This is a genomic window from Streptomyces sp. NPDC020681, assembly GCF_044334895.1.
GTDB lineage: Bacteria > Actinomycetota > Actinomycetes > Streptomycetales > Streptomycetaceae > Streptomyces.
On sequence record NZ_JBIRTX010000002.1, the window covers coordinates 501578 to 522661 of the forward strand.

15 protein-coding genes are annotated in these 21084 nt (G+C 67.1%); 4 read left to right on the top strand and 11 right to left on the bottom strand.

Going from position 1 to position 21084, the window contains the following annotated elements; genetic code table 11:
- Positions 1-42 precede the first annotated feature (42 nt).
- The gene (locus ACH4YL_RS05890; RefSeq protein ID WP_398505214.1) at positions 43-660 is read left to right on the top strand and encodes a GNAT family N-acetyltransferase; all 618 of its coding nucleotides are present in this window, start codon (positions 43-45) and stop codon (positions 658-660) included.
- 86 nt (positions 661-746) lie between these two features.
- Here the strand turns inward: ACH4YL_RS05890 and trxA are convergent, their stop codons facing one another.
- From trxA to ACH4YL_RS05925, 7 genes are all read right to left on the bottom strand, one after another.
- Complete coding sequence (gene trxA / locus ACH4YL_RS05895) at positions 747-1079, bottom strand: thioredoxin (protein ID WP_398505216.1); 333 nt, start codon at positions 1077-1079, stop codon at positions 747-749.
- Between the two features lie 52 nt (positions 1080-1131).
- Positions 1132-2106, bottom strand: a complete 975-nt coding sequence (trxB, locus tag ACH4YL_RS05900; RefSeq protein ID WP_398505218.1) for a thioredoxin-disulfide reductase — start codon at positions 2104-2106, stop codon at positions 1132-1134.
- A gap of 122 nt (positions 2107-2228) precedes the next feature.
- On the bottom strand, positions 2229-3146 hold the full coding sequence (locus tag ACH4YL_RS05905) for an anti-sigma factor family protein (RefSeq protein ID WP_398505220.1): 918 nt from the start codon (positions 3144-3146) through the stop codon (positions 2229-2231).
- A complete protein-coding gene (gene sigM, locus ACH4YL_RS05910; protein WP_398505222.1) occupies positions 3143-3865 on the bottom strand; it encodes an RNA polymerase sigma factor SigM in 723 nt (240 codons plus the stop codon). The genes ACH4YL_RS05905 and sigM overlap by 4 nt, the downstream gene beginning before the upstream one ends.
- 25 nt (positions 3866-3890) lie before the next feature.
- The gene (locus ACH4YL_RS05915; RefSeq protein ID WP_398505224.1) at positions 3891-5591 is read right to left on the bottom strand and encodes a protein kinase family protein; all 1701 of its coding nucleotides are present in this window, start codon (positions 5589-5591) and stop codon (positions 3891-3893) included.
- 120 nt (positions 5592-5711) lie between these two features.
- Positions 5712-7868 carry a murein biosynthesis integral membrane protein MurJ gene (gene murJ / locus ACH4YL_RS05920; RefSeq protein ID WP_398505226.1) on the bottom strand — a complete coding sequence of 719 codons (2157 nt, stop codon included), beginning with the start codon at positions 7866-7868 and terminating at the stop codon, positions 5712-5714.
- Between the two features lie 45 nt (positions 7869-7913).
- Positions 7914-10286 (bottom strand): DUF6049 family protein, encoded by a 2373-nt coding sequence (locus ACH4YL_RS05925; protein WP_398505228.1) that lies wholly within the window; start codon positions 10284-10286, stop codon positions 7914-7916.
- A 181-nt stretch (positions 10287-10467) separates the two neighbouring features.
- On the opposite strand from ACH4YL_RS05925, the gene ACH4YL_RS05930 reads away from it, so the two are divergent.
- Positions 10468-11934: a CCA tRNA nucleotidyltransferase gene (locus ACH4YL_RS05930; protein WP_398505230.1), complete on the top strand. Its 1467-nt coding sequence runs from the start codon at positions 10468-10470 to the stop codon at positions 11932-11934.
- Positions 11935-12059: 125 nt separating this feature from the next.
- On the opposite strand, the gene ACH4YL_RS05935 is transcribed toward ACH4YL_RS05930, so the two are convergent.
- From ACH4YL_RS05935 to ACH4YL_RS05945, 3 genes are all read right to left on the bottom strand, one after another.
- Positions 12060-13328, bottom strand: coding sequence for an MFS transporter (locus tag ACH4YL_RS05935; protein ID WP_398505232.1), 1269 nt, complete (start codon positions 13326-13328; stop codon positions 12060-12062).
- A gap of 76 nt (positions 13329-13404) precedes the next feature.
- Positions 13405-14487 carry an inositol-3-phosphate synthase gene (locus tag ACH4YL_RS05940; RefSeq protein WP_398505234.1) on the bottom strand — a complete coding sequence of 361 codons (1083 nt, stop codon included), beginning with the start codon at positions 14485-14487 and terminating at the stop codon, positions 13405-13407.
- A 59-nt stretch (positions 14488-14546) separates the two neighbouring features.
- A complete protein-coding gene (locus ACH4YL_RS05945) occupies positions 14547-15263 on the bottom strand; it encodes a helix-turn-helix transcriptional regulator (RefSeq protein WP_398505236.1) in 717 nt (238 codons plus the stop codon).
- A gap of 359 nt (positions 15264-15622) precedes the next feature.
- Here ACH4YL_RS05945 and ACH4YL_RS05950 point away from each other — a divergent pair, with 359 nt between their 5' ends.
- Positions 15623-18310, top strand: coding sequence for a transglycosylase domain-containing protein (locus ACH4YL_RS05950; RefSeq protein WP_398505238.1), 2688 nt, complete (start codon positions 15623-15625; stop codon positions 18308-18310).
- Between the two features lie 123 nt (positions 18311-18433).
- Entirely contained in the window at positions 18434-19948 is a 1515-nt protein-coding gene (locus tag ACH4YL_RS05955) for a glycosyltransferase family 87 protein (protein ID WP_398505240.1), read from the top strand.
- Between the two features lie 96 nt (positions 19949-20044).
- Here ACH4YL_RS05955 and ACH4YL_RS05960 read toward each other — a convergent pair whose 3' ends face one another.
- Positions 20045-21076 carry an alanine racemase gene (locus ACH4YL_RS05960; RefSeq protein WP_398505242.1) on the bottom strand — a complete coding sequence of 344 codons (1032 nt, stop codon included), beginning with the start codon at positions 21074-21076 and terminating at the stop codon, positions 20045-20047.
- Positions 21077-21084: the final 8 nt, after the last annotated feature.

A 21084-nucleotide genomic window follows, 5' to 3' on the forward strand; every position in this document is an offset into this window, starting at 1 on the left:
CGCTCGTCATGCGGCCGGGGAAGGAAGCGAGGAACAGCCTTCATGGGGCGTCGGCTTGTACCCCTCACGCTGGACAACCTTTCGGACCTTCCCAAGCGTTGTCGTGCGTGCGTCTTCTGGGAACTTGATCCGGTCAGCGGGGAAGCCGCGGTAAAAGCGGGAACTCCCGAGCTGGAGAAGGAGGCCTGGATCTCGGCCGTCCTGCTCGAGTGGGGATCCTGCGGCCGGGTTGTCTATGTCGACGAGGTGCCCGTCGGCTTTGTTCTCTACGCGCCTCCGGCGTATGTGCCGCGCTCAACGGCTTTCCCCACGAGCCCTGTCTCGGCGGACGCGGTGCAGCTGATGACCGCCTGGATCAACCCGGGGTATCAGGGGCAAGGGCTCGGGAGAGTCATGGTGCAGACCGTGGCGAAGGATCTCCTTCGGAGGGGCTTCCGTGCGATCGAAGCATTCGGCGATGCCCGCTGGAAGGAACCCGCCTGTGTGCTGCCGGCCGATCATCTGCTGGCGGTGGGCTTCAAGACCGTGCGTCCGCATCCGATGCATCCGAGGCTGAGGCTGGAACTGCGGACCACGCTCTCCTGGAAGGAAGATGTGGAGCTGGCCCTGGACCGGCTGCTCGGCGCGGTGCAGAAGGAGCCCGTGCTCCGTCCGCTGTAATCCTGGCTCCGCCAACAACGAGAATGGGCTCATCCCCGTGAGGAATGAGCCCATTCGTTGTTTCACGTGAAACAACGGCGCCGTGATTACTCGCCGATGAAGTTCTCAAGGTCGCGGACGATGGCGGCCTTCGGCTTGGCGCCGACGATCGTCTGGGCAACCTCGCCGTTCTGGTACACGTTCAGCGTCGGGATGGACATGACGCCGTACTTGGCGGCCGTGGCCGGGTTCTCGTCGATGTTGAGCTTCACGACCTCGATCTTGTCGCCGTGCTCGGCCGCGATGGCTTCAAGAGACGGCGCGATCTGGCGGCACGGACCGCACCAGGCGGCCCAGAAGTCCACCAGTACAGGCTTGTCGCTCTTGAGGACATCCTCTTCGAAGGTGTCATCGGTAACGTTCTTCAGCGCGCCGGCCACGGCGGCCTCCTTACTGATTTATGCGGGGTGTGCAGAGGAGTTGGTGCAGGGGTCAGACCGCTGAGGTCTTCTCCGGCTCGGCATCGTTCTCACCGTCGGCGAGAGCGGAGAGGTAGCGCTCGGCGTCGAGCGCGGCGGAGCAGCCGGTGCCGGCAGCCGTGATCGCCTGACGGTAGGTGTGGTCGACGACATCGCCCGCGGCGAAGACACCGGTGAGGTTGGTCCGCGTCGACGGTGCTTCGACCTTCAGGTAGCCCTCGTCGTCCAGGTCGAGATGTCCCTTGAAGAGCTCCGTCCGCGGGTCGTGGCCCACGGCGATGAACAGGCCGGTGACCGGGAGCGCGGAGGTCTCACCCGTCTTGGTGTTGCGGAGGGTCAGACCAGAGAGCTTCTGATCGCCGTGGATCTCGGCGATCTCGCTGTCCCAGGCGAAGGAGATCTTCGGGTCGGCGAAGGCGCGGTCCTGCATGGCCTTGGAGGCGCGCAGGGTGTCACGGCGGTGGACGATGGTCACGGACTTGGCGAAGCGCGACAGGAACGTCGCCTCCTCCATTGCCGTGTCACCACCGCCGATCACGGCGATGTCCTGGTCCTTGAAGAAGAACCCGTCACAGGTCGCACACCAGGAGACGCCGCGTCCGGAGAGCGCGTCCTCATTCGGCAGGCCGAGCTTGCGGTGCTGGGAGCCTGTCGTGACGATGACGGCCTTGGCACGGTGGACGGTGCCCGCGGTGTCGGTGACGGTCTTGATCTCACCCGTGAGGTCGACGGAGATCACATCGTCGGGAACGAGCTCGGCGCCGAACCGCTCGGCCTGGGCGCGCATGTTGTCCATGAGGTCCGGGCCCATGATGCCGTCGCGGAAGCCCGGGAAGTTCTCCACATCGGTCGTGTTCATCAGCGCACCGCCTGCGGTGACGGCACCCTCGAACACCAGCGGCTGCAGAGACGCGCGCGCGGTGTAGAGCGCCGCCGTGTAGCCGGCCGGACCGGAGCCGATGATGATCACGTTACGGACGTCGCTCACGGGTTACTTCCTCGTCTCTGCTGACTGCCTGTTGACTGGGCCGGGTCAATGACTCTCACCCCACCCAACGGATCCTACGGGGCTTGCATTCCCGGGGTGTCCGAGCAGCGCGGCGGGGTGTGTCAGCGCCGAGGATAGGCGTCGGTGAGCAGCAGTTTCCCCGTGGGTGCAGAACCGGTATCGGCGCATGCCGCGTCGATCACATACGCCTGAACCTGCTTGTTGTCCGTGGTGTGCGGGAACACGACGAGGTACACGGCGACGGGGCCGTTCTCACCTTCATAACTGTCCCGCTCGAAGGCGATCGGCGCGTCAGTCCGTCCAGTGCCCTTCTGAATGCAGGGCGGCACCTCTTGAGATGTCATCTCCATCTTGTCCGGCGCAGCAGAGCGGGTTTGGCCTTCGATCGAGGGCCCCTTCTCGATCTTCGTCTGGTCTCGAGCCGGACTGGAGGCGACGAGCGCCTTGACGCGGCCCTCAAGGCTGCTCGCGGAGAGGCTTTGCGCGGCGGCGTCTGCGCGACTGCTGGCGCCCTGATCTTGGCTCGCAGTGTTGTTGTCGCCGGTGAATTTGACCTGCTGGAAGAACAGCAGACTCATGCCGACAGCTGCTGCGCCGAACACTGTTCCCAGGACGACCTTGCGGCGCTTCCGGGCGTGACGACCGCGACCGGGACCGGTGGCACCGCGCGCATGTCCGGCGGGCCGATCGGCCGACGTGGTCTCGGGCTGCGGAGCGGTAGGCGATGTTTCACGTGAAACATGCGCGCTCTCTTCGGGGACGGTGGAGTCCAGAAGAGCCTCGGCGGCGAGAGCGGCATCGATGCGCTCCGCGATATCGGCAGGCATCCGTGATGCGCCGGGCAGCGTCCCGAGCAATCCGCGGATCTCCTCCAGGGACGCACGAACATCCGCGCACAGGGGGCAGCTGTCCAGATGCTGCTGCAGATCGGCTGTACGGGAGGGCGAGAGCAGGCCTTCGGTGAGATCAGAGATCTCCGAGACGTCCGGGTGCTGAGTCATGTCGGCCGTGGAAGTCACGCTCGCCCACCTCCGCCCTTCACAGCCGCAGGATCATTCGGCCCTGCGTCCCTCTGTCCCGATGCCGGTGGTTGTCCCGACGCTGGTGGGACGGATCCCCCCGGCGTCCGGTTCCTTCCCCCGCTGAGTTCGCTGCTATCCCTGGCATCACTGCGCAGATGGGTGAGCATCGGCAACAGCCGTGCCCGCCCTCGGGCGCAGCGGCTTTTGACGGTCCCTGTCGGCACATCGAGGATGCTGGCCGCTTCAGCGACGGGGTAGCCCTGCATATCCACCAGCACCAGTGCCGCCCGCTGGTCTGCGGGGAGTTTCGCCAGCGCGGCCAGCAGCTCACGATGCAGATCCTGGCGCTCGGCCGGGGCTTCGGCGGACTCATGAGGCTCGAGGAGCTGCTCCAGGCGCTCCGTGTCGTCGACCGGGGAGGTCTTGCGCGAGGCTGCTTTACGGGCCCGGTCGAGGCAGGCGTTCACGGTGATGCGGTGGAGCCAGGTGGTGACGGCGGACTGGCCGCGGAAGGTATGGGCGGCCCGGAAGGCTGATACCAGAGCGTCCTGGACTGCGTCAGCGGCTTCCTCACGGTCTCCGAGCGTACGCAGGGCAACGGCCCAGAGCCTGTCACGGTGCCGCCGTACGAGCTCACCGAAGGCATCCGGGTCCCCCGCGACATGGCGCGCCAGAAGATCCTGGTCGCTCATGTCGCCGAGTGTCGCGTCGTCCAACGGTGAGCCCCCTCCCCGGATGCCGTCAGCTGGTGATCTTGATCTCCGAGACCTTGCCGCGGTAGTCCCCGCCGTCATCCTGCGGAAGATCGGTCAGCCAGACCAGAACGTACCGCGACTGGACCGGCTCACCGGGCTTGAGGGCCACATTCGAACCAGATCCCTCGGTGACCTTGGTGAAGCCGTCGAAACTGGTCGGCTCCGAGGTGGCATCCTCCGGCGCGGCCAGCAGCTCCACCGAGGTGCTGCCTCCGAGGAAGGAGACATCCACCGTGCCGACCTGCTGAACCTTGCCAAGGTCGAGAACGATGCCGACGCCCGACTTCAGCCGCCCGAAGTCCGAGGTCTTGTAGAGATCCGTGTTCCAGGACGTGCTCGGGTCGCCGTCGTAGCTGTTCTTTATCGCAGCAGGCTTCTCGGTGCGATCCTGACCGAAGGGGTCGAAGTCATGGGCGTCGACGATGGAGACCGGCAGGCCGGCCTTGGGATCGTCGTTCTTCTCGCCGCCGCCGGTCTGCGAGGTTCCCGGATCCACCGGATCCTTGTCGCGGTCGATCAGCTTGTCCGCGATCTGCCAGCTGCCGAGCCCGAGCGCCGCGATCAGCAGCGCGGCAACCCCCCACTTGAGGACCCTGCCCGTACGGCTCTCGAGCGGCGCGGGAGGAGCGGGCGCCGGCTGGGGAGCCGTCGGCCCGGGGCGGTTCGCGGTCCGGCCGTACGTGCCCTGCTGGTAGGTGGTCCGCTGGTACTCGGGCCGGGCGGCGAAAGTGGGCTCCGGCGGGCGGATGCGGGGCATCGCGGCGACGGCCTTCGCCAGTTCGTCAGGCGTGGTGCACGGTGGCTCCTGGCGGGAGGCCGTGGCGCCATCGTTGACCAGTGCGCGCATTGCCAGCTCGGAGAGCCCGCGGTGGACCCCGGCCCGCACCTGGTCGGGGGCGAGGAGCCCCACGCCCTTGGGCAGCCCGGAGAGGCCGTACGCATCGCTGTGGTACGGCCAGCGTTGGGTCAGGGCGGCGTACAGAAGAGCGCCGATCGCCTCGGTGTCGGTGCGCTGCGGACGGTCGGCGGTGATTCCGCGCAGAGCGGCGTTCACCGCGAGTCCGCGGATCCGGTACTGCCCGGTCGAACTGCGCAGCACGGCACCCGGCGTCAGCCGGAGATGGGCCAGGCCCTCGCGGTGCGCGGCGGCCATCGCCTGGGAGAGCTGGTCGACGAGCTGGTATGCGTCGTGCGGTTCCATCGGGCCCATGGCGAGCAGAGCGGTGAGCTCGGTCGCGTCAGGAAGCCACTCGTGGACGACATAGACGAGGTCGTTCTCCTCGACCGCATCCAGGACCTGCACGAAACGGGGGTCGCCGAGAAGCGCCGACGAACGGGCCGCCGCGAGTACGGAACGGGCCCGGGGATGGTCGGCGGGGAGGAGATGGACCCCCACGGCGCGACGCAGCTTCTCGTCCACAGCACGCCAGCTGCTGAAACCGTCCAGACGGGTGACGCACTCCTCGAGCCGGTAGCGTCTGGCGAGCTTGTGGCCGCTGTGCAGCTCGGGCGTGGCGATGGTGGGCTCCGTGCCTTTCCGCTCGTTGCCCGTGTCCGGCGCGTCCTTCTCCGCCGTTTCCTGGGATTCCGCCGCCCCGTCGGTCGTGGCCTTGCCCGCCTGGGCGGTCAGCGGATCGTCTCCGCCGTTGTCGGCCACGTCGACGGCAGCCGTGCTACGTTCCGCCACCGTCGTTCCTGCCTCCCCATCCGTTGTGCATAACCAACAGCCAAGCCAATTGTGCCCACAGTCCGGCGCTATGCACGACACACAGCGGCGGGCGATGGTTGTGCGGGAACCACGCGTTCCTTATCGGCCAAGGCGCCCGCGCACCATGCCGACCATGGAGTTGAGCTCCTCGATGCGCATCTTCTTTGCCGCGACGAAGAAGACGCCGAGCAGCATGATCCCCCCGCCGACCAGCGCGGCAAGCGACGCGGCCGCACCGCTGCCGAGCGCCTTGATGATGACGAAAGCGACCGCACCGCCGGCAACCGCGGCGGGAACGGAAGCCATACAGAGACGGGCGTACGTGCGCATGACGTGTGCACCGTCCAGGTCGCCGCCCAGTCGCCTCTTCAGCCTGCGCCAGGCGATGCCCACGCCGACGACATAGGCGAGGCCGTACGAGGCTGCCATGCCGACAACGGCCCAGCGGGCGGGCAGCACCATGAAGCTGACCACGGAGGCGGCGGCATTCACGAGAGCCACGACCACGGTGTTGTAGAAGGGAGTCCGGGTGTCCTCGTACGCGTAGAAGCCGCGGAGCACGACGTACTGCACGGAGTACGGGATCAGGCCCAGACCGAAGGCCATGAGAGTGAAGCCGATGCCACGGGCGCCCTGGGCTCCCGACCCGGCGTAGAGCAGGGTCGCCATCGGTACGCCGAGTGCGACGAAGGCGAACGAGCACGGCACGATCGCGACGGCTGAGGTGCGCAGCCCGTAGGAGATGTCGTCACGGACCGCGGCAGGGTCGCCGTCGTGGGCCGAGCGGGAGATCCTCGGAAGTACCGCGGTCATCACAGAGACGGTGATGATGGCCTGCGGCATCTGCCACAGCAGCAGCGCGTAGTTGTACGCGGTGATACCGGTACCGGTGAAGCCTTGCTGCTCAGCGGTGGCGCCCGCCGCGGTGGCCAGCTGCGTGACGACGATCATGCCGAGCTGATTGGCGAGAACGAAGAAGAAGGTCCACTTGGCGAGCCCGACGGCCTTGCCCAGACCCTGGCCCTTCCAGTCGAAGCGCAGCCGCATCTTGAAGCCGGCCTCGCGCAGATACGGGACCATCGCCAGCGCCTGGACGGTGAGACCCAGGAGCGTGCCGAGGCCCAGCAGCCGGACACCTTCCGGCGTGATGGTCTCGGCCCGGACCCCGGTCTCGGTGAAGCTGCCGAAAGCCCAGATGAACGCCCCGAAGGTAGCGATGATCACGATGTTGTTCAGGACGGGAGTCCACATCATCGCGCCGAACCGGTCGCGGGCGTTGAGGATTTGGCCGAGAACCACGTGGAGGCCCATGAAGAACATGGTGGGCAGGCAGTAGCGGGCGAAGGCGACCGTTACTTCCATCTTCTGCGGGTTGGAGGCGATCTCCGGAGACATCATCCGGACCAGCAGCGGAGCGGCGAGCACACACACGGTCGTGACGCCGGCGAGCAGGACGACGACAAGTGTCAGCAGCCGGTTGGCGTAGGCCTCGCCACCGTCGTCGTCGTTCTTCATGGCGCGCACGAGCTGCGGGATGAATACCGCGTTCAACGCGCCGCCGCCGACCAGGACGTAGATCATTGTCGGCAGTACGTTGGCGACCTGGTAGGAGTCGTTGAGGGTGCCGACGCCGATCGCGGCGGCCATCACCAGGGTCCGAAGGAAGCCGGTCAGCCGCGAGACGATCGTGCCGGCAGCCATGACCGCACTGGACTTCATCAGGCTGGAGGCCCGTCCGCCCGGCTTCTTCGGGGCCGGTGTCGCCGGGATCGGTTCGGGGGCCGGAGTCGGCTGACCTGAGGCCTGCTGGTCCCGGAAGAGATGCGCGAACGCGTCAGGCTCCGGCTCCTGCTCTCCGGCGTGGGTGACCAGGTCGTCGACACCGGTGTACTGAGTGGTCCTGACGTCGTCCCCGTAGGGCAGATGACGGGACGGTCCGGAGGGCTCGGGCGGCGGGGTCTGCGCCCAGATACGGGGGTCGGGAGCGTGCTGGGGCGTCGGCGGCTGCTGGTACAGCGGCTGCGGTTCCTGGTACGTCCCCGGGGGCGGCGGCGGGTGGGAGGCGCGGTCGTAGAGCGCCTCGGTCACCGGGTCCTGGGCGGACAGATCTTGCGCCTGGTAGGGATCGCGGGCGTAGGCGTCCTGGACGTACGGGTCCTGAGCGTAGGGATCAGGGACAGGCTGGGGCGGCGGTACCTGGCCTGCGGGGTCCACGTCCCCGCTCTGGCCACGGTCACCGTCGTACGGCGCGTTCATTGCTACCCCACCTCATCGTCCCCGGCCGGCCGGCCACGACATCGCTCAACGGTCCACTTTCTCACCCGTGCCCGACGGGTCGCCGCTTTCGGGTCCGGTGTTTGGTGTCGGGTCACTCGCCTGCCCGGGATCGGGCCGGTCGATGTCACCCGAGGACTGTTCCGCGTGGTCCGACGGGTCGTCGCCGTCGGGAGCGAGCTCTGCGTCGTCCGATGCCGAGTCTTCCGGGGCCTCCGCGGTCTCTGCTCGGGCGGCCGCGCGCTTGCGCTGCGTATACATCCTGACGCCTGCGAGCACGAGCAGCAGCACGCCGCCGGCGATGACAAGCATCACGGTGGGGGTGATCTCGGAGACCTTCACCGTGAAATGCATCGCCTTGCCGTACGGCTTGCCGTCCTCGGTGTAGAGCTGGGCCGTCATCTGCACCGGGCCGTTGGCGTTCGCCGCCGCGTCGAACTTCACGGACTGGCTGTGGCCGCCCTCGACCTTGATGGGCTTTGCGGCGATGGCCTTGTCGTCGTCGAGGCTGAGGCGGGTGGCGTTGTCCGACTCCAGCCGCAGCACCAAGTGGTCGATGCCCTGGACCAGCCTGTTCTGGACGGTGACCGGGATCGTCGCGCTCCGCCCCGACAGGGTGATCTGAGACTTCTCGATCAGCTGAACCTGCTCGGTCAGTCCTTGCAGATAGGTGCGCACGTCGCCGCGATAGCCCTGAGCGGCCACCAGGGCGCCGCGCCAGGTCGTCGACATCTCCCGGTCGATGGCCCGGCCGAAGGGGGTCACCACCCGGTCCTGAGCGGTGAGGATGACCTTGAAGCTGTCGAGCTCGTTCTGCGTGTTGCGGATGTCACGGAAGGCATGGACCGGCAGCTCCTGCTTCCTGAGCCGGTCGGGGTAGCGGGAAGCGCTGGGCACCTTGGTCGTGGCATTGGCGTCGGGCTTGGCTCCCGCGGCCGCGATCAGGTCGACCGGCTGCGTCCAGCGCTGGGCAGAGAGGGCTTCCACCGCACGCGCCATGGACTGGGCCTGCGAGGCGGTCGGCATCCGCTGTGGTGCGACGACGATGCTCCGCTGGTTGTCCGTGTCCTGGAGGGCGACCGACAGCGTCTGGGCGAGGAATTCCTGGATCGCGAGCGTCGAGCTGCCGGCGTTGAGCATGTCGCCCTGGAAGGCGGTGGACAGCCGGGAGTCGGCCACCACGGCCGTTGTCCCGCCGCCGATGGGACGGGCGGCACTTGCTGTGTACGGAAGATCGTCGCGGAGACTGTCGCTGCGGGCGATCACCTTGTGCGCGCCTGCCGAGGTGGCGACGTCGACGATCGAGGAGTCGATCGCGCCGTCCACGGGCCAGGCGAAGTCGGTGGACGGTTTCACATGGAGGATCGTCTCGACGGTCTTCTCGGCGACCTCAGTGGCCGACTGCAGATGGCTCAGAGAACCGGAGACGTTCTTGCCGCGGTGGGCCAGAGACGCGAGATCGGGGTCCGCGAACGGCAGGGCGACCACCTTGCGGCCCTGGACCGCGGCCTCGACGGAGTTCAGCCACTGCTCGGCGAGCGCCTGATTCTTGCCGGCGACGGTGGTGTTTCCGCTTTTGACCTGGTAGTTCCTGGTCATCGCATCGACGGTGGCCAGAAGATCGGGATCGATGACCCAGGTGACGGGCAGCTTGCTGCCGAGCGAGACAAGCTGGCCCAGCCGCCCGTCCGGCGCGAGCTCGGCGGCCAGCGCCTCGTCCTCGAAGACCGGAGTCTGCTGCTCGTCCGACCCTGTCTCCGAGGTGAGATGGGTCGAGGAGATCAGCGGCCAGAGATAGGTGAACTGGGTCTTCTTTTCCGCGGCCTCGGGCTGCCAGGGGAGGAAGGTCCGCTCGATGCCCTTCAGCTGCTCGAACGGCTCGTCCGGGGTCTGGCCCCTTACGGTCACCCCGAGTTGGTAGACGCCGTCGTCGTCGAGTTCCAGCTCTCCGACAGGGACCGAGAGCGTGAAGTCCCGGCTGATGCCCGAGACGAGCTCGGGGAACTTCACGGCGTACTTGTCGTCGACGGCCGGGGCATCGGCATCTGCCGCATATCCGGTCCGCTCGGCCGCCCGGTCGATGGACGTTCTGCTGGACAGCCGCGGACCCACACGGAGGTCGAGCTGGGCGTCGGTGACCGTCTGCTTGCCCTTGTTGGTCACCGTGCCGGAGATCGTCAGCGTGTCGTTCTTGCCGGGCGCGACCGGCGTCAGAGTGTTGAGAGACACATCGACCGCCCGGGAGCCCGAGGGTTCATCGGCGGCAGACGCGGAAGGTGCGGCCGCACCAATGAGCAGTCCGGCCACCAGCGGGGCCCCGGCGATCAAGGCGGCTGTGCGTCGCAGCCACCGGCGGGCAGGAGAAGGACTCATCCCCTGGAAGTGTGCCGCCTCGGCCACGCGCCTGTCCGTCCCTCGTTGTCTGATGCCGTTGGTCGTTCTCGCCTCATTGCGTCCACGCATGGTAACGAGGTGCGCTGTGTCGAAGTGCCGCGGAGTGCCCCACATGATCGGAAGGGACCTTCGGACCGCTCATAAACAGGGACGCTCCGGTCGGCCGGGCAACGTACCCTGTTTTGTTGTGCCGAACGCCAATGAAGACAACCCCACTGCACTGAGTCAGGTGCAACACCGCGCGGTGACCGAACTGCTGCGGGTATCCCCTGTCGCCGACGACCTCGCCCGCCGCTTCCAGGAGGCCGGGTTCAGCCTTGCACTCGTTGGCGGCTCGGTGCGGGATGCGCTGCTGGGCCGGCTCGGCAATGATCTCGACTTTACGACCGACGCCCGCCCCGAGGACGTACTGAAGATCGTCCGTCCCTGGGCGGACTCGGTGTGGGACGTGGGTATCGCCTTCGGCACGGTCGGCTGCCAGAAGAGCGCACGTGTCGGAGAGGCTGTCCAGGACTTTCAGATCGAGGTCACTACATACCGCTCGGAGGCCTACGACCGGACCTCGCGCAAGCCCGAGGTGTCCTACGGCGAATCGATCGAGGAAGACCTGGTCCGCCGTGATTTCACGGTGAACGCCATGGCGGTCGCGCTGCCGGAGAAGGAATTCATCGACCCTCACAACGGCCGGGAGGATCTCGCGGCGCGTGTGCTGCGGACTCCGGGTACGCCGGAGGCGTCCTTCTCCGATGACCCGCTGCGCATGATGCGGGCCGCACGCTTTGCCGCGCAGCTGGACTTCGAGGTGGCGCCCGAGGTGGTCACCGCGATGAAGGAGATGGCGGACCGCATCGAGATCGTCTCTGCCGAGCGCGTGCGCGATGAGCTCAACAAGCTCGTCCTGTCCGCTCACCCTCGCAAGGGTCTGGCATTGCTCGTCGATTCCGGCCTGGCCGACCGGGTGCTTCCCGAGCTGCCCGCGCTGCGACTGGAGAGCGATGAGCACCACCGGCACAAGGACGTGTATGAGCACTCCTTGACGGTCCTGGAACAGGCCATCGATCTGGAGGAGAACGGCCCGGATCTGGTGCTGCGCCTGGCAGCGCTGCTCCATGACATTGGAAAGCCGCGGACTCGGCGCTTCGAGAAGGACGGCCGGGTCTCTTTCCACCATCACGAGGTGGTGGGCGCAAAGATGACCAAGAAGCGGATGGCCGCTCTCAAGTACTCCAACGACATGATCAAGGACGTCTCGCGACTGGTGGAGCTGCATCTGCGGTTCCACGGTTACGGGACCGGAGAGTGGACGGATTCGGCGGTGCGTCGCTATGTGCGCGACGCCGGACCGTTGCTCCCGGGGCTGCACAAGCTGACCCGTTCTGACTGCACGACCCGCAACAAGCGCAAGGCGAGCGCGCTCTCCCGGGCGTATGACGGGCTTGAGGAGCGGATCGCTCAGCTGAAGGAGCAGGAGGAGCTGGACGCCATCAGGCCCGACCTGGACGGCAACCAGATCCAAGAGATCCTGGGCATCGGGCCGGGGCCGGTCATCGGCAAGGCGTACGCCTTCCTCCTGGAGCTGCGGCTGGAGAACGGGCCGATGGAGCACGACGCGGCGGTTGCGGCACTCAAGGAATGGTGGGCGTCACAGGACTGACTGTGGGTGCCGAGCGGCGTGAAACGGCGCCATGTTTCACGTGAAACATGGCGCCGGATCCATGAGGACGCGGCGATGGGGCGATGTTTCACGTGAAACATCGCCCCTCGGCGTAAGAGGTGAAGCTAGAGGGCCGCGCTCGCGCGGCTCCAACGGGCCGTCGTCGCGGCAACCGCTGCGTAGATGGCGGCGACCACAAGGATGAGGGCCACGGATTGTCCGTCGGGCGGCAGCATCAGCGCCGCGACGGCCGAGGCCCCGACGAACGCGACGTTGAACAGCACGTCGTAGAGCGAGAAAACCCTGCCGCGGTAGGCGTCGTCCACCGATGTCTGGAGGACCGTGTCCGTGGTGATCTTTGCCGCTTGGGTGATCAGGCCCAGGACGAACGCGGCGACCAGTATCGGGCCTGGGGTGAACGGCAGCCCCAGAGCGGGGACAAGTACGGCGGCCGCTCCCGCGCACGCCACCAGCCAGTGGAACGGGCCCAGTCGGCCGACCGCCCATGGAGTCACCACCGCTGCCGTGAAGAATCCCGCCGCAGAGATCGCGAGGGCCACCCCGAGCAGAGCCAGACCGTCCTTCTCCTTCTCGTACCAGGCGTACCGGCAGAGCATCAGGACCATCACGGTGAGCGCTCCGTAGCAGAAGCGCAGGAGCGTCATCGCGATCAGCACCCGGGTCGCCGGCTTGCGTTCCGCTAGATGGCGCACTCCGCTCACCAGGCCGCGCGTCGTGGAGGCCAGCGCGGCGGCCAGCCGGGGCTGCACCAACTCCTCGTCGGGGCCCAGTAGTTTGCGGTCCATCCGGAGCGAGGCAAGCGCCGCGCAGAGATAGAGCGCGGCTCCGAGCATCACGACGGCGGCGTCGGAGTCTTCGGACACCAGCCGCACCGCAAAGGCGAGACCGCCGCCCGCGGTCGCGGCGAGCGTGCCGGCCGTTGGTGAGAGGGAGTTGGCCATCACCAGCCGCTCGCGATCGACTACACGCGGCAGCGCCGCGGAGAGCCCGGCCAGTACGAAGCGGTTGACGGCGGTGACGGACAGAGCCGAGGCGTAGAACAGCCAGTCGGGCACGGAAGCGAGGATCAGCACGGCCGTGCTGGACGCGAGGAGCGCCCGCAGCAGATTCCCGTACAGGAAGACCTGTCGGCGTTGCCAGCGGTCCAGCAGTACGCCGGCAAAGGGGCCGATCAAGGAGTACGGCAGCAGCAGCACCGCCATGGCGGAGGCGATGGCAGCCGGAGAGGTCTGTCTCTCCGGCGAGAACACCACGTACGTGGCAAGCGCTACCTGATACACGCCGTCGGCTGCCTGGGACAGCAGCCGGACGGTCAGCAGCCGACGGAAGTCGGTCAGGCGCACGAGTACGCGCAGGTCACGTACGACAGGCATGCGATCAAGAGTCACACACACGGAGGGTCCCTGGGCGGATTACCCAGGGACCCTCCGTGGACGATCAGAAGAACGCTTAGCGCTCGACCTCGCCCTTGATGAACTTCTCGACGTTCTCGCGGGCCTCGTCGTCGAAGTACTGCACCGGCGGGGACTTCATGAAGTACGAGGACGCGGAGAGGATCGGGCCGCCGATGCCGCGGTCCTTGGCGATCTTCGCGGCGCGCACGGCGTCGATGATGATGCCCGCGGAGTTCGGGGAGTCCCAGACCTCGAGCTTGTACTCGAGGTTCAGCGGAACCTCACCGAAGGCGCGGCCCTCAAGGCGGACGTACGCCCACTTGCGGTCGTCGAGCCATGCCACATAGTCCGACGGACCGATGTGGACGTTGTCCTCGCCCATCTCGCGGTCACGGATCTGCGAGGTGACGGCCTGCGTCTTCGAGATCTTCTTGGACTCCAGGCGATCACGCTCGAGCATGTTCTTGAAGTCCATGTTGCCGCCGACGTTCAGCTGCATCGTGCGGTCCAGGATGACACCCCGGTCCTCGAAGAGCTTCGCCATCACGCGGTGCGTGATGGTGGCGCCGACCTGCGACTTGATGTCGTCGCCGACGATCGGGACGCCCGCCTCGGTGAACTTGTCCGCCCACTCCTTCGTACCGGCGATGAAGACCGGAAGGGCGTTGACGAACGCGACCTTGGCGTCGATGGCGCACTGCGCGTAGAACTTCGCAGCGTCCTCGGAGCCGACGGGCAGGTAGCAGACCAGGACGTCGACCTGCTTGTCCTTGAGGATCTGGACGACGTCGACCGGGGCCTCGGCGGACTCTTCGATGGTCAGGCGGTAGTACTTGCCCAGACCGTCCAGGGTGTGGCCGCGCTGCACGGTGACGCCCGAGTTCGGGACGTCGCAGATCTTGATGGTGTTGTTCTCGCTGGCGCCGATGGCGTCCGCCAGGTCGAGGCCGACCTTCTTGGCGTCCACGTCGAAGGCGGCGACGAACTCGACGTCGGAGACGTGGTAGTCGCCGAACTGGACGTGCATCAGACCCGGCACCTTGCCGGCCGGGTCGGCGTCCTTGTAGTACTCGACGCCCTGCACCAGCGAGGCGGCGCAGTTGCCCACGCCGACGATGGCTACGCGAACCGAACCCATTCCGGTTGCTCCCTGTGTGTTCTCGGTATTACGGCTGAGACCTCGCTGATCGCTGGGTCTCACTTGGTGGTGTCGTCGGTCGGATCCGGCGGGGTCGAGGGCCCGGGGGGTGTATCCCCGGGCGACTCGGCACCCGTGTGCCGGGGCAGGCCGCCCGTCGCTCCAGATGTGTTGTCCTGCTGAGCTGAGCGCTCGGAGGAGGGATCTCGCCGATCCCGCCCCGCCCGCTCGCTCTCGATGAGCTCGTTCAGCCAGCGCACTTCGCGCTCCACGGACTCCATACCGTGTCGCTGCAGCTCAAGGGTGTAGTCGTCGAGGCGCTCGCGGGTGCGGGCCAGGGAGGCGCTCATCTTCTCCAGCCGCTCTTCCAGCCGGCTGCGACGGCCCTCCAGCACCCGCATGCGCACCTCGCGCTCCGTCTGGCCGAAGAAGGCGAAACGAGCGGCGAAGTGCTCGTCCTCCCAGGTGTCCGGGCCGGTGTGCGAGAGCAGCTCCTCGAAGTGATCCTTACCTTCCGCCGTCAACCGGTAGACGATCTTGGCGCGGCGTCCCGCAAGTGATGCGGCGAGAGCGTCTTCGGGAGCGCTGCCCGGTTCCTCGATCAACCAGCCGTTGGCGACCAGCGTCTTGAGGCAGGGGTAGAGGGTCCCGTAACTGAAGGCCCGGAAGATTCCCAGCGAGGTATTGAGCCGTTTCCGCAGCTCATACCCGTGCATCGGGGCTTCACGGAGCAGACCGAGAACGGCGAACTCGAGGATGCCGGAGCGCCTGCTCATCGTTGCCTCCTCCGCTGTCTCGGTCACTTATGCCGTGCTGATGTATCGACTCGATACATCAGCACGATAGGCGGACGTGCCGCCTGCGACAAGAGGGGCCATCGTGAACGGCATCACATCGTCAATTCATAGCGAGCAAGTTGCCTGATTTAGGGTGAACTTCAACGATAGGTGGGTTTTGACCGTGCGTAGTCTGTGCGGCATGCAGACCACCGGGAACCACGTGACGCCTGAGGGCGTCATCGCCGTGGATGCACAGCGGATGAGCTCTTTGCGGAGCTGGTCCGTATCCATTTCGGGGGGACCGGAACACAACTGCCGCTTCCAGGCGTCTTGCCTGCCCGAGGAGTAGTCGTTCGATGAGCGAGCACCGTCGCAAACCGCCACAGCCGCAGGGTGGCGGGCGTGCGGCCGCCAGGCGCGCCGCCCAGCAGCCGTCAGGCCGCCGCGCGGCCCCGTCCAGGGGCACCAGCGCTGGATCTGCTTCAGAGTCGTACGGTCAGGAGCGGCCCTACGGCGGCCGCGCCGAGGCCCGTCGTGCCGCGCAGCGCAGTGGCGGCACCGGTGGTCACGGAGGCCGTGGCGGGGGCCGCCGAGGCGGCGGTGGCGGAGGCCATGAGGGTCCCGGCCGCGGCCGTGGCGGGAGCCCCGGCAAGAAGCGGCTGATCGACTACCCGCGCCACAACAAGTACGGGTGGCGTCGCTGGGTGCCGTCGTGGAAGCTCGTCTCCGGGCTCTGCATTGCCTTCCTCGCCAGCCTGATGGGTGCGGCGACCATCGCGTACGCGATGGTGGAGGTGCCGAAACCGGACGAAGCGGCCCAGGCGCAGAACAACGTCTACTACTGGGAGGACGGCTCGCAGATGGCCGCCACCGGTGGTGAGGTCAACCGCCAGATCGTCGGGATCGAGGAGATCCCTGTGGCGATGCAGAACGCGGTGATCTCGGCGGAGAACAAGACGTTCCGGAAGGACAGGGGCATCGACCCGGTGGGCATCAGCCGGGCGCTGCTGAACATGGCCAAGGGCGGGCAGACCCAGGGCGGCTCCACCATCACTCAGCAGTATGTGAAGAACGCACGGCTCGGCGACCAGTCGCAGACCCTGAGCCGTAAGTTCAAGGAGCTGTTCATCTCCATAAAGGTCGGCACCGATATGGAAAAGCCGGACATCATGGCCGGCTATCTGAACACCTCCTACTACGGGCGCGGCGCCTATGGAATCCAGGCCGCGGCCCGTACGTACTTCGGCAAGAACTCGAAGGACCTGAACGCCAGTCAGTGCGCCTTCCTTGCCTCGCTGCTGAAGGGTGCGACTTACTTCGACCCGGCCGGCTCCACGGACATCGACCCCGCGGCGACGCCGGAGGCCAACAAGGCCCGCGCCACCGAGCGCTGGGGCTGGATCCTCAACGAGATGGTCAAGGACGGGTACCTGACCGCCGAGGAGAGGGCCTCGTACAAGGCGTTCCCACCGGTCAAGCCCGTCACGAAGGGCGCCAAGCTGGGCGGGCAGGTCGGCTATCTGGTGGACCTTGCCAAGGCCAACTTCCTCAACAACAACGCCGAGGGTGTGGGCGCCAAGGAGCTTGCGCAAGGCGGCTACGAGATTCACACGACCTTCGAGAAGGACAAGGTCAAGAAGCTCGAGGACGCGGTCAAGAAGGTCCGCAAGGAGAACATCGACCCGAAGAAGCGCCCCGAAAAGGACACCCACGTCCAGTTCGGCGGCGCGTCGGTCAACCCGCAGACCGGTGCCATCGTCGCGATCTACGGTGGCGAGGACGCGACCAAGCACTTCACCAACAACGCCGACGCGACCGGTGCCCAGGTCGGATCGACCTTCAAGCCGTTTGTGCTCGCCGCTGCCATGAGTGAGGGTGTGCGCGACCCCGAGGGTCCGGAAGAGCAAGGGAGGGACGAGCGCACCATCGTCGATCCCGACAAGAGCGTGTACAACGGCGTGAACAAGCTCAAGATCAAGAGGTGGGACGGCAGCGTCTGGCAGAACGAGGAGGGGAAGGAGTGGCTGCAGACCAATGACGGCGACGAGTCGTACAAGAACATCACGCTGCGTGAAGCCATGATCCACTCCGCCAACTCACCCTTCGTGCAACTCGGCATGGACGTCGGCATCCCGCAGGTGAGGCAGGCGGCCATGGACGCCGGACTGTTGGAGGGCTCCCTCAACAAGTCGAACGTCCCCTCGTTCTCGATCGGTATTTCCTCCCCCAGCGCCATCCGCATGGCTGGCGCGTACGGAACCTTCGCGGCCAATGGCGAGCAGCGGGACCCGTACTCCGTCACGAAGGTCGTCAAGCGCGGCAAGACGATCTGGGAGCACGAGGACGTGCCCGAGCGGGCTTTTGACACCGCCGTCGCGAGCAACGTCACCGACGTGCTCAAAGACGTCGTCGAAGACGACGAGGGCACCGGTAAGAACGCCCGGCTTCCCGGTCGTGACGTCGCCGGCAAGACCGGTACGACCGACGGAAACAAGTCGGCGTGGTTCGTCGGCTACACCCCGCAGCTGTCGACCGCGATCGACATGTACCGCCTCGACGACAACGAGAAGAGCGGCAAGAAGCGCGAGTTCCTCGAGATGTTCGGCACGGGCGGCCAGAAGAAGATCCACGGTGCCTCGTTCCCGTCCGAGATCTGGCAGGCGTACATGTCGGAAGCGCTAAAGGGCGCAAAGTTCCTGGAGTTCCCCAAGCCTGAGCCGATCGGTGACGCCGTCTGGGGCGGTGGCGCCACCAGCCCGTCGCCGACGCCGACCGAGTCGCCGTCCGGTTCTCCGTCCACGACGCCGTCGATCACGCCGTCCCTGACGCCGTCCGGCTCTCCGGACCCGAGCGAGTCCTGCAACCCGTGGGAGGACTTCACCTGCGGCACCCAGGGCGGCAGCACCGGCACCCCGACCAACGGCGGAGCCAACAACGGCGGCGCGGACGGCGGCGTCACAACGAGTCCAACGACGTCACCGGATACCAACGGCGGCGGTAACGGCAACGGCAACGGAGGCTTCTTCGGAGGATCGACGGGTTAGCAACCGTCTGTCCGAGCCCCGCAAACCTGTGAGGGCCGCCGCAACCCCGGTACGCACAGCCTGTGCGCTCCGGCTGCGGCGGCCCTCGCCGCGTACTGGATCCCGTACGGCAGGATGTGCACCATGCCCAGCGCAGAAGAGACGAGCGTGTACCAGGACCGGCCGGACGTACGGCCCACCCGGCGGGACTCCGTCGCGGCGTCCGGCAGCCAGCTGATCGGCGGTCCGATCGGCCGCTGGGCCAGTCGCGCCGGCAGCGGCTACCTCACGCCCGTGCGTGTCGTGGCATTGGTGGCCATCGGGATGTTTGCGCTGGGCATGGTGCAGAAGATGCCTTGTTACAACTGGGCGTGGTTCCGAGGCACCAGTTCCCAGTACACACACGCCTGCTACTCCGACATCCCGCACCTCTACCTGGGCCGCGGCTTCTCGGAAGGACTCATTCCGTACTTCGACCAGCTGCCCGGCGACATGGAGTACCTCGAGTACCCCGTGCTGACCGGGCTGTTCATGCAGGTCGCGTCCTGGCTCAATCTGGCCGGCGGCTCCATGCAGAACCAGGAGCAGATGTACTGGATGGTCAACGCGGGCATGCTGTTGATCTGCACCGCGGTCATCGCCGTCTGTGTGGCCCGCACACACCGTCGTCGGCCCTGGGACGCGCTCCTGGTGGCGCTGGCACCCGCCTTCGCCCTCACCGCCACCATCAACTGGGACCTGCTGGCCGTGGCTCTCACCGCGGCGGCGATGCTGATGTGGTCCCGCAGCAGGCCGCTGGCCTTCGGCATCCTCATCGGGCTGGCGACCGCGGCCAAGCTCTATCCCGTGCTGCTGCTCGGCCCGCTGCTTCTGCTGTGCTGGCGGGCCGGCAAATGGCGGGAGTTCACCACAGCGGCGCTGGGCGCGGGCGGTGCCTGGCTGGCGGTGAATCTGCCGGTGATGCTGCTGGCGCCGGAGGGCTGGAAGAAGTTCTACACCTTCAGCCAGGAGCGGCAGATCGACTTCGGATCGTTCTGGCTGATCATCACGCAGCGCACGGGCGAGCCCATCGAGGTCGACTCCGTGAACACCTACGCCACGCTGCTGATGATCCTGGCCTGCGCGGGCGTTGCGGCGCTGACGCTGAGTGCTCCCCGGCGGCCGCGCTTCGCGCAGCTCGCGTTCCTGGTGGTCGCCGCGTTCATCCTCACCAACAAGGTCTACTCACCGCAGTACGTACTGTGGCTGATTCCGCTTGCGGCGCTGGCCAGGCCGCGCTGGCGGGACTTCCTGATCTGGCAGGCCTGCGAGGTCATGTACTTCCTCGGGATCTGGATGTACCTCGCGTACACCACAAGCCCCAAGCACCAGGGACTGCCGCCCGAGGGCTATCAGGTGGCGATCGCACTGCATCTGCTGGGCACGCTCTATCTGTGCGCCGTGGTGGTGCGGGACATCCTGATGCCGGAGCGGGACGGTGTACGGCAGGACGGGTCGGACGATCCGTCGGGCGGTGTGCTCGACGGGGCCGAGGACGCCTTCGTGCTGGGGCGTGCGGCGCATCCTCCGCGGCATGCGGCGCACGCCGTGGAGGGGCCGAAGGTGGAGTGGGGCACAGGCTCTCCGCAGGGCTCCGGTGGGGCTCAGCCGTCGGCCTAGCGGCCTTCCTGACGGGTCCTGGCCGTCCCCTTACGGCCGTTCCTTCTCCCGGCCTCCCCAGGAGTCCTCTTGGATCTCAGGAGGCTCTCGGCGGCCCTAGCGGTCGACGAGGCGGTCGAACTGCGTTGTCGTATGGCGCAGATGCGCCACCAGCTCGTCGCCGACCTTCGGCTCCTGTGATTCCGCGGGCACGAACAGGATCGAGACCTGCATGTGCGGCGGCTCCGCGAACCAGCGCTGCTTGCCCTCCCAGACGAACGGCGACAGATTCCGGTTGACGGTCGCCAGGCCCGCGCGTGCGACGCCCTTGGCTCGCGGCATCACGCCGTGCAGGGCCTTCGGGGCCTCCAGGCCGACGCCGTGGGACGTGCCGCCGGCGACGACGACCAGCCAGCCGTCGGACGCGGCCTTCTGCTGGCGGTAGCCGAAACGGTCACCCTTGGCGACGCGCGTGACGTCGAGGACGGCGCCGCGGTACTCGGTTGCCTCGTGGTCGCCGAGCCACAGCCGCGTACCCATGCGCGCGCGGAAGCGGGTCTGCGGGAACTGCTGCTGCAGTCGCGCCAGCTCGGTCGCGCGCAGATGGCTCACAAACATGGCGTGCAGCGGCAGCCGGGCGGCGCGCAGCCGGTCCATCCAGCCGATGACCTCCTCGACCGCGTCCGAGCCGTCCGTACGGTCCAGGGGCAGATGGAGCGCGAAGCCTTCCAGCCGTACGTCCTCGATGGCGGCGTGCAGCTGGCCCAGCTCGTGCTCGGCGATGCCGTGGCGCCTCATGGAGCTCATGCACTCGATGACCACTCGCGCCCCGACCAGGGCGTGCACACCGTCGACCGAGGAGACCGAGCGGATGACGCGGTCGGGCAGCGGAACCGGTTCCTCACCGCGCCGGAACGGCGTCAGGACCAGGAGGTCGCCGCTGAACCAGTCCTTGATCCGGGCCGCTTCATAGGTGGTGCCGACGGCCAGCATGTCGGAGCCGAAGCGCGAGGCCTCTTCCGAGAGCCGCTCGTGACCGAAGCCGTAGCCATTGCCCTTGCACACCGGTACGAGTCCGGGGAACTGGTCGATCACGGACTTCTGGTGCGCCCGCCAGCGCGCGGTGTCGACGTACAGGGAGAGCGCCATGGCCGGCC

What these genes read in the sequence shown, in the direction of transcription:
- murJ (WP_398505226.1), bottom strand. Translation starts at nt 7,868, where the DNA reads ATGAACGCGCCGTACGACGGTGACCGTGGCCAGAGCGGGGACGTGGAC.
- ACH4YL_RS05950 (WP_398505238.1), top strand. Translation starts at nt 15,623, where the DNA reads ATGAGCGAGCACCGTCGCAAACCGCCACAGCCGCAGGGTGGCGGGCGT.
- ACH4YL_RS05890 (WP_398505214.1), top strand. Translation starts at nt 43, where the DNA reads ATGGGGCGTCGGCTTGTACCCCTCACGCTGGACAACCTTTCGGACCTT.
- ACH4YL_RS05935 (WP_398505232.1), bottom strand. Translation starts at nt 13,328, where the DNA reads ATGCCTGTCGTACGTGACCTGCGCGTACTCGTGCGCCTGACCGACTTC.
- ACH4YL_RS05940 (WP_398505234.1), bottom strand. Translation starts at nt 14,487, where the DNA reads ATGGGTTCGGTTCGCGTAGCCATCGTCGGCGTGGGCAACTGCGCCGCC.
- ACH4YL_RS05945 (WP_398505236.1), bottom strand. Translation starts at nt 15,263, where the DNA reads ATGAGCAGGCGCTCCGGCATCCTCGAGTTCGCCGTTCTCGGTCTGCTC.
- ACH4YL_RS05960 (WP_398505242.1), bottom strand. Translation starts at nt 21,076, where the DNA reads ATGGCGCTCTCCCTGTACGTCGACACCGCGCGCTGGCGGGCGCACCAG.
- ACH4YL_RS05955 (WP_398505240.1), top strand. Translation starts at nt 18,434, where the DNA reads ATGCCCAGCGCAGAAGAGACGAGCGTGTACCAGGACCGGCCGGACGTA.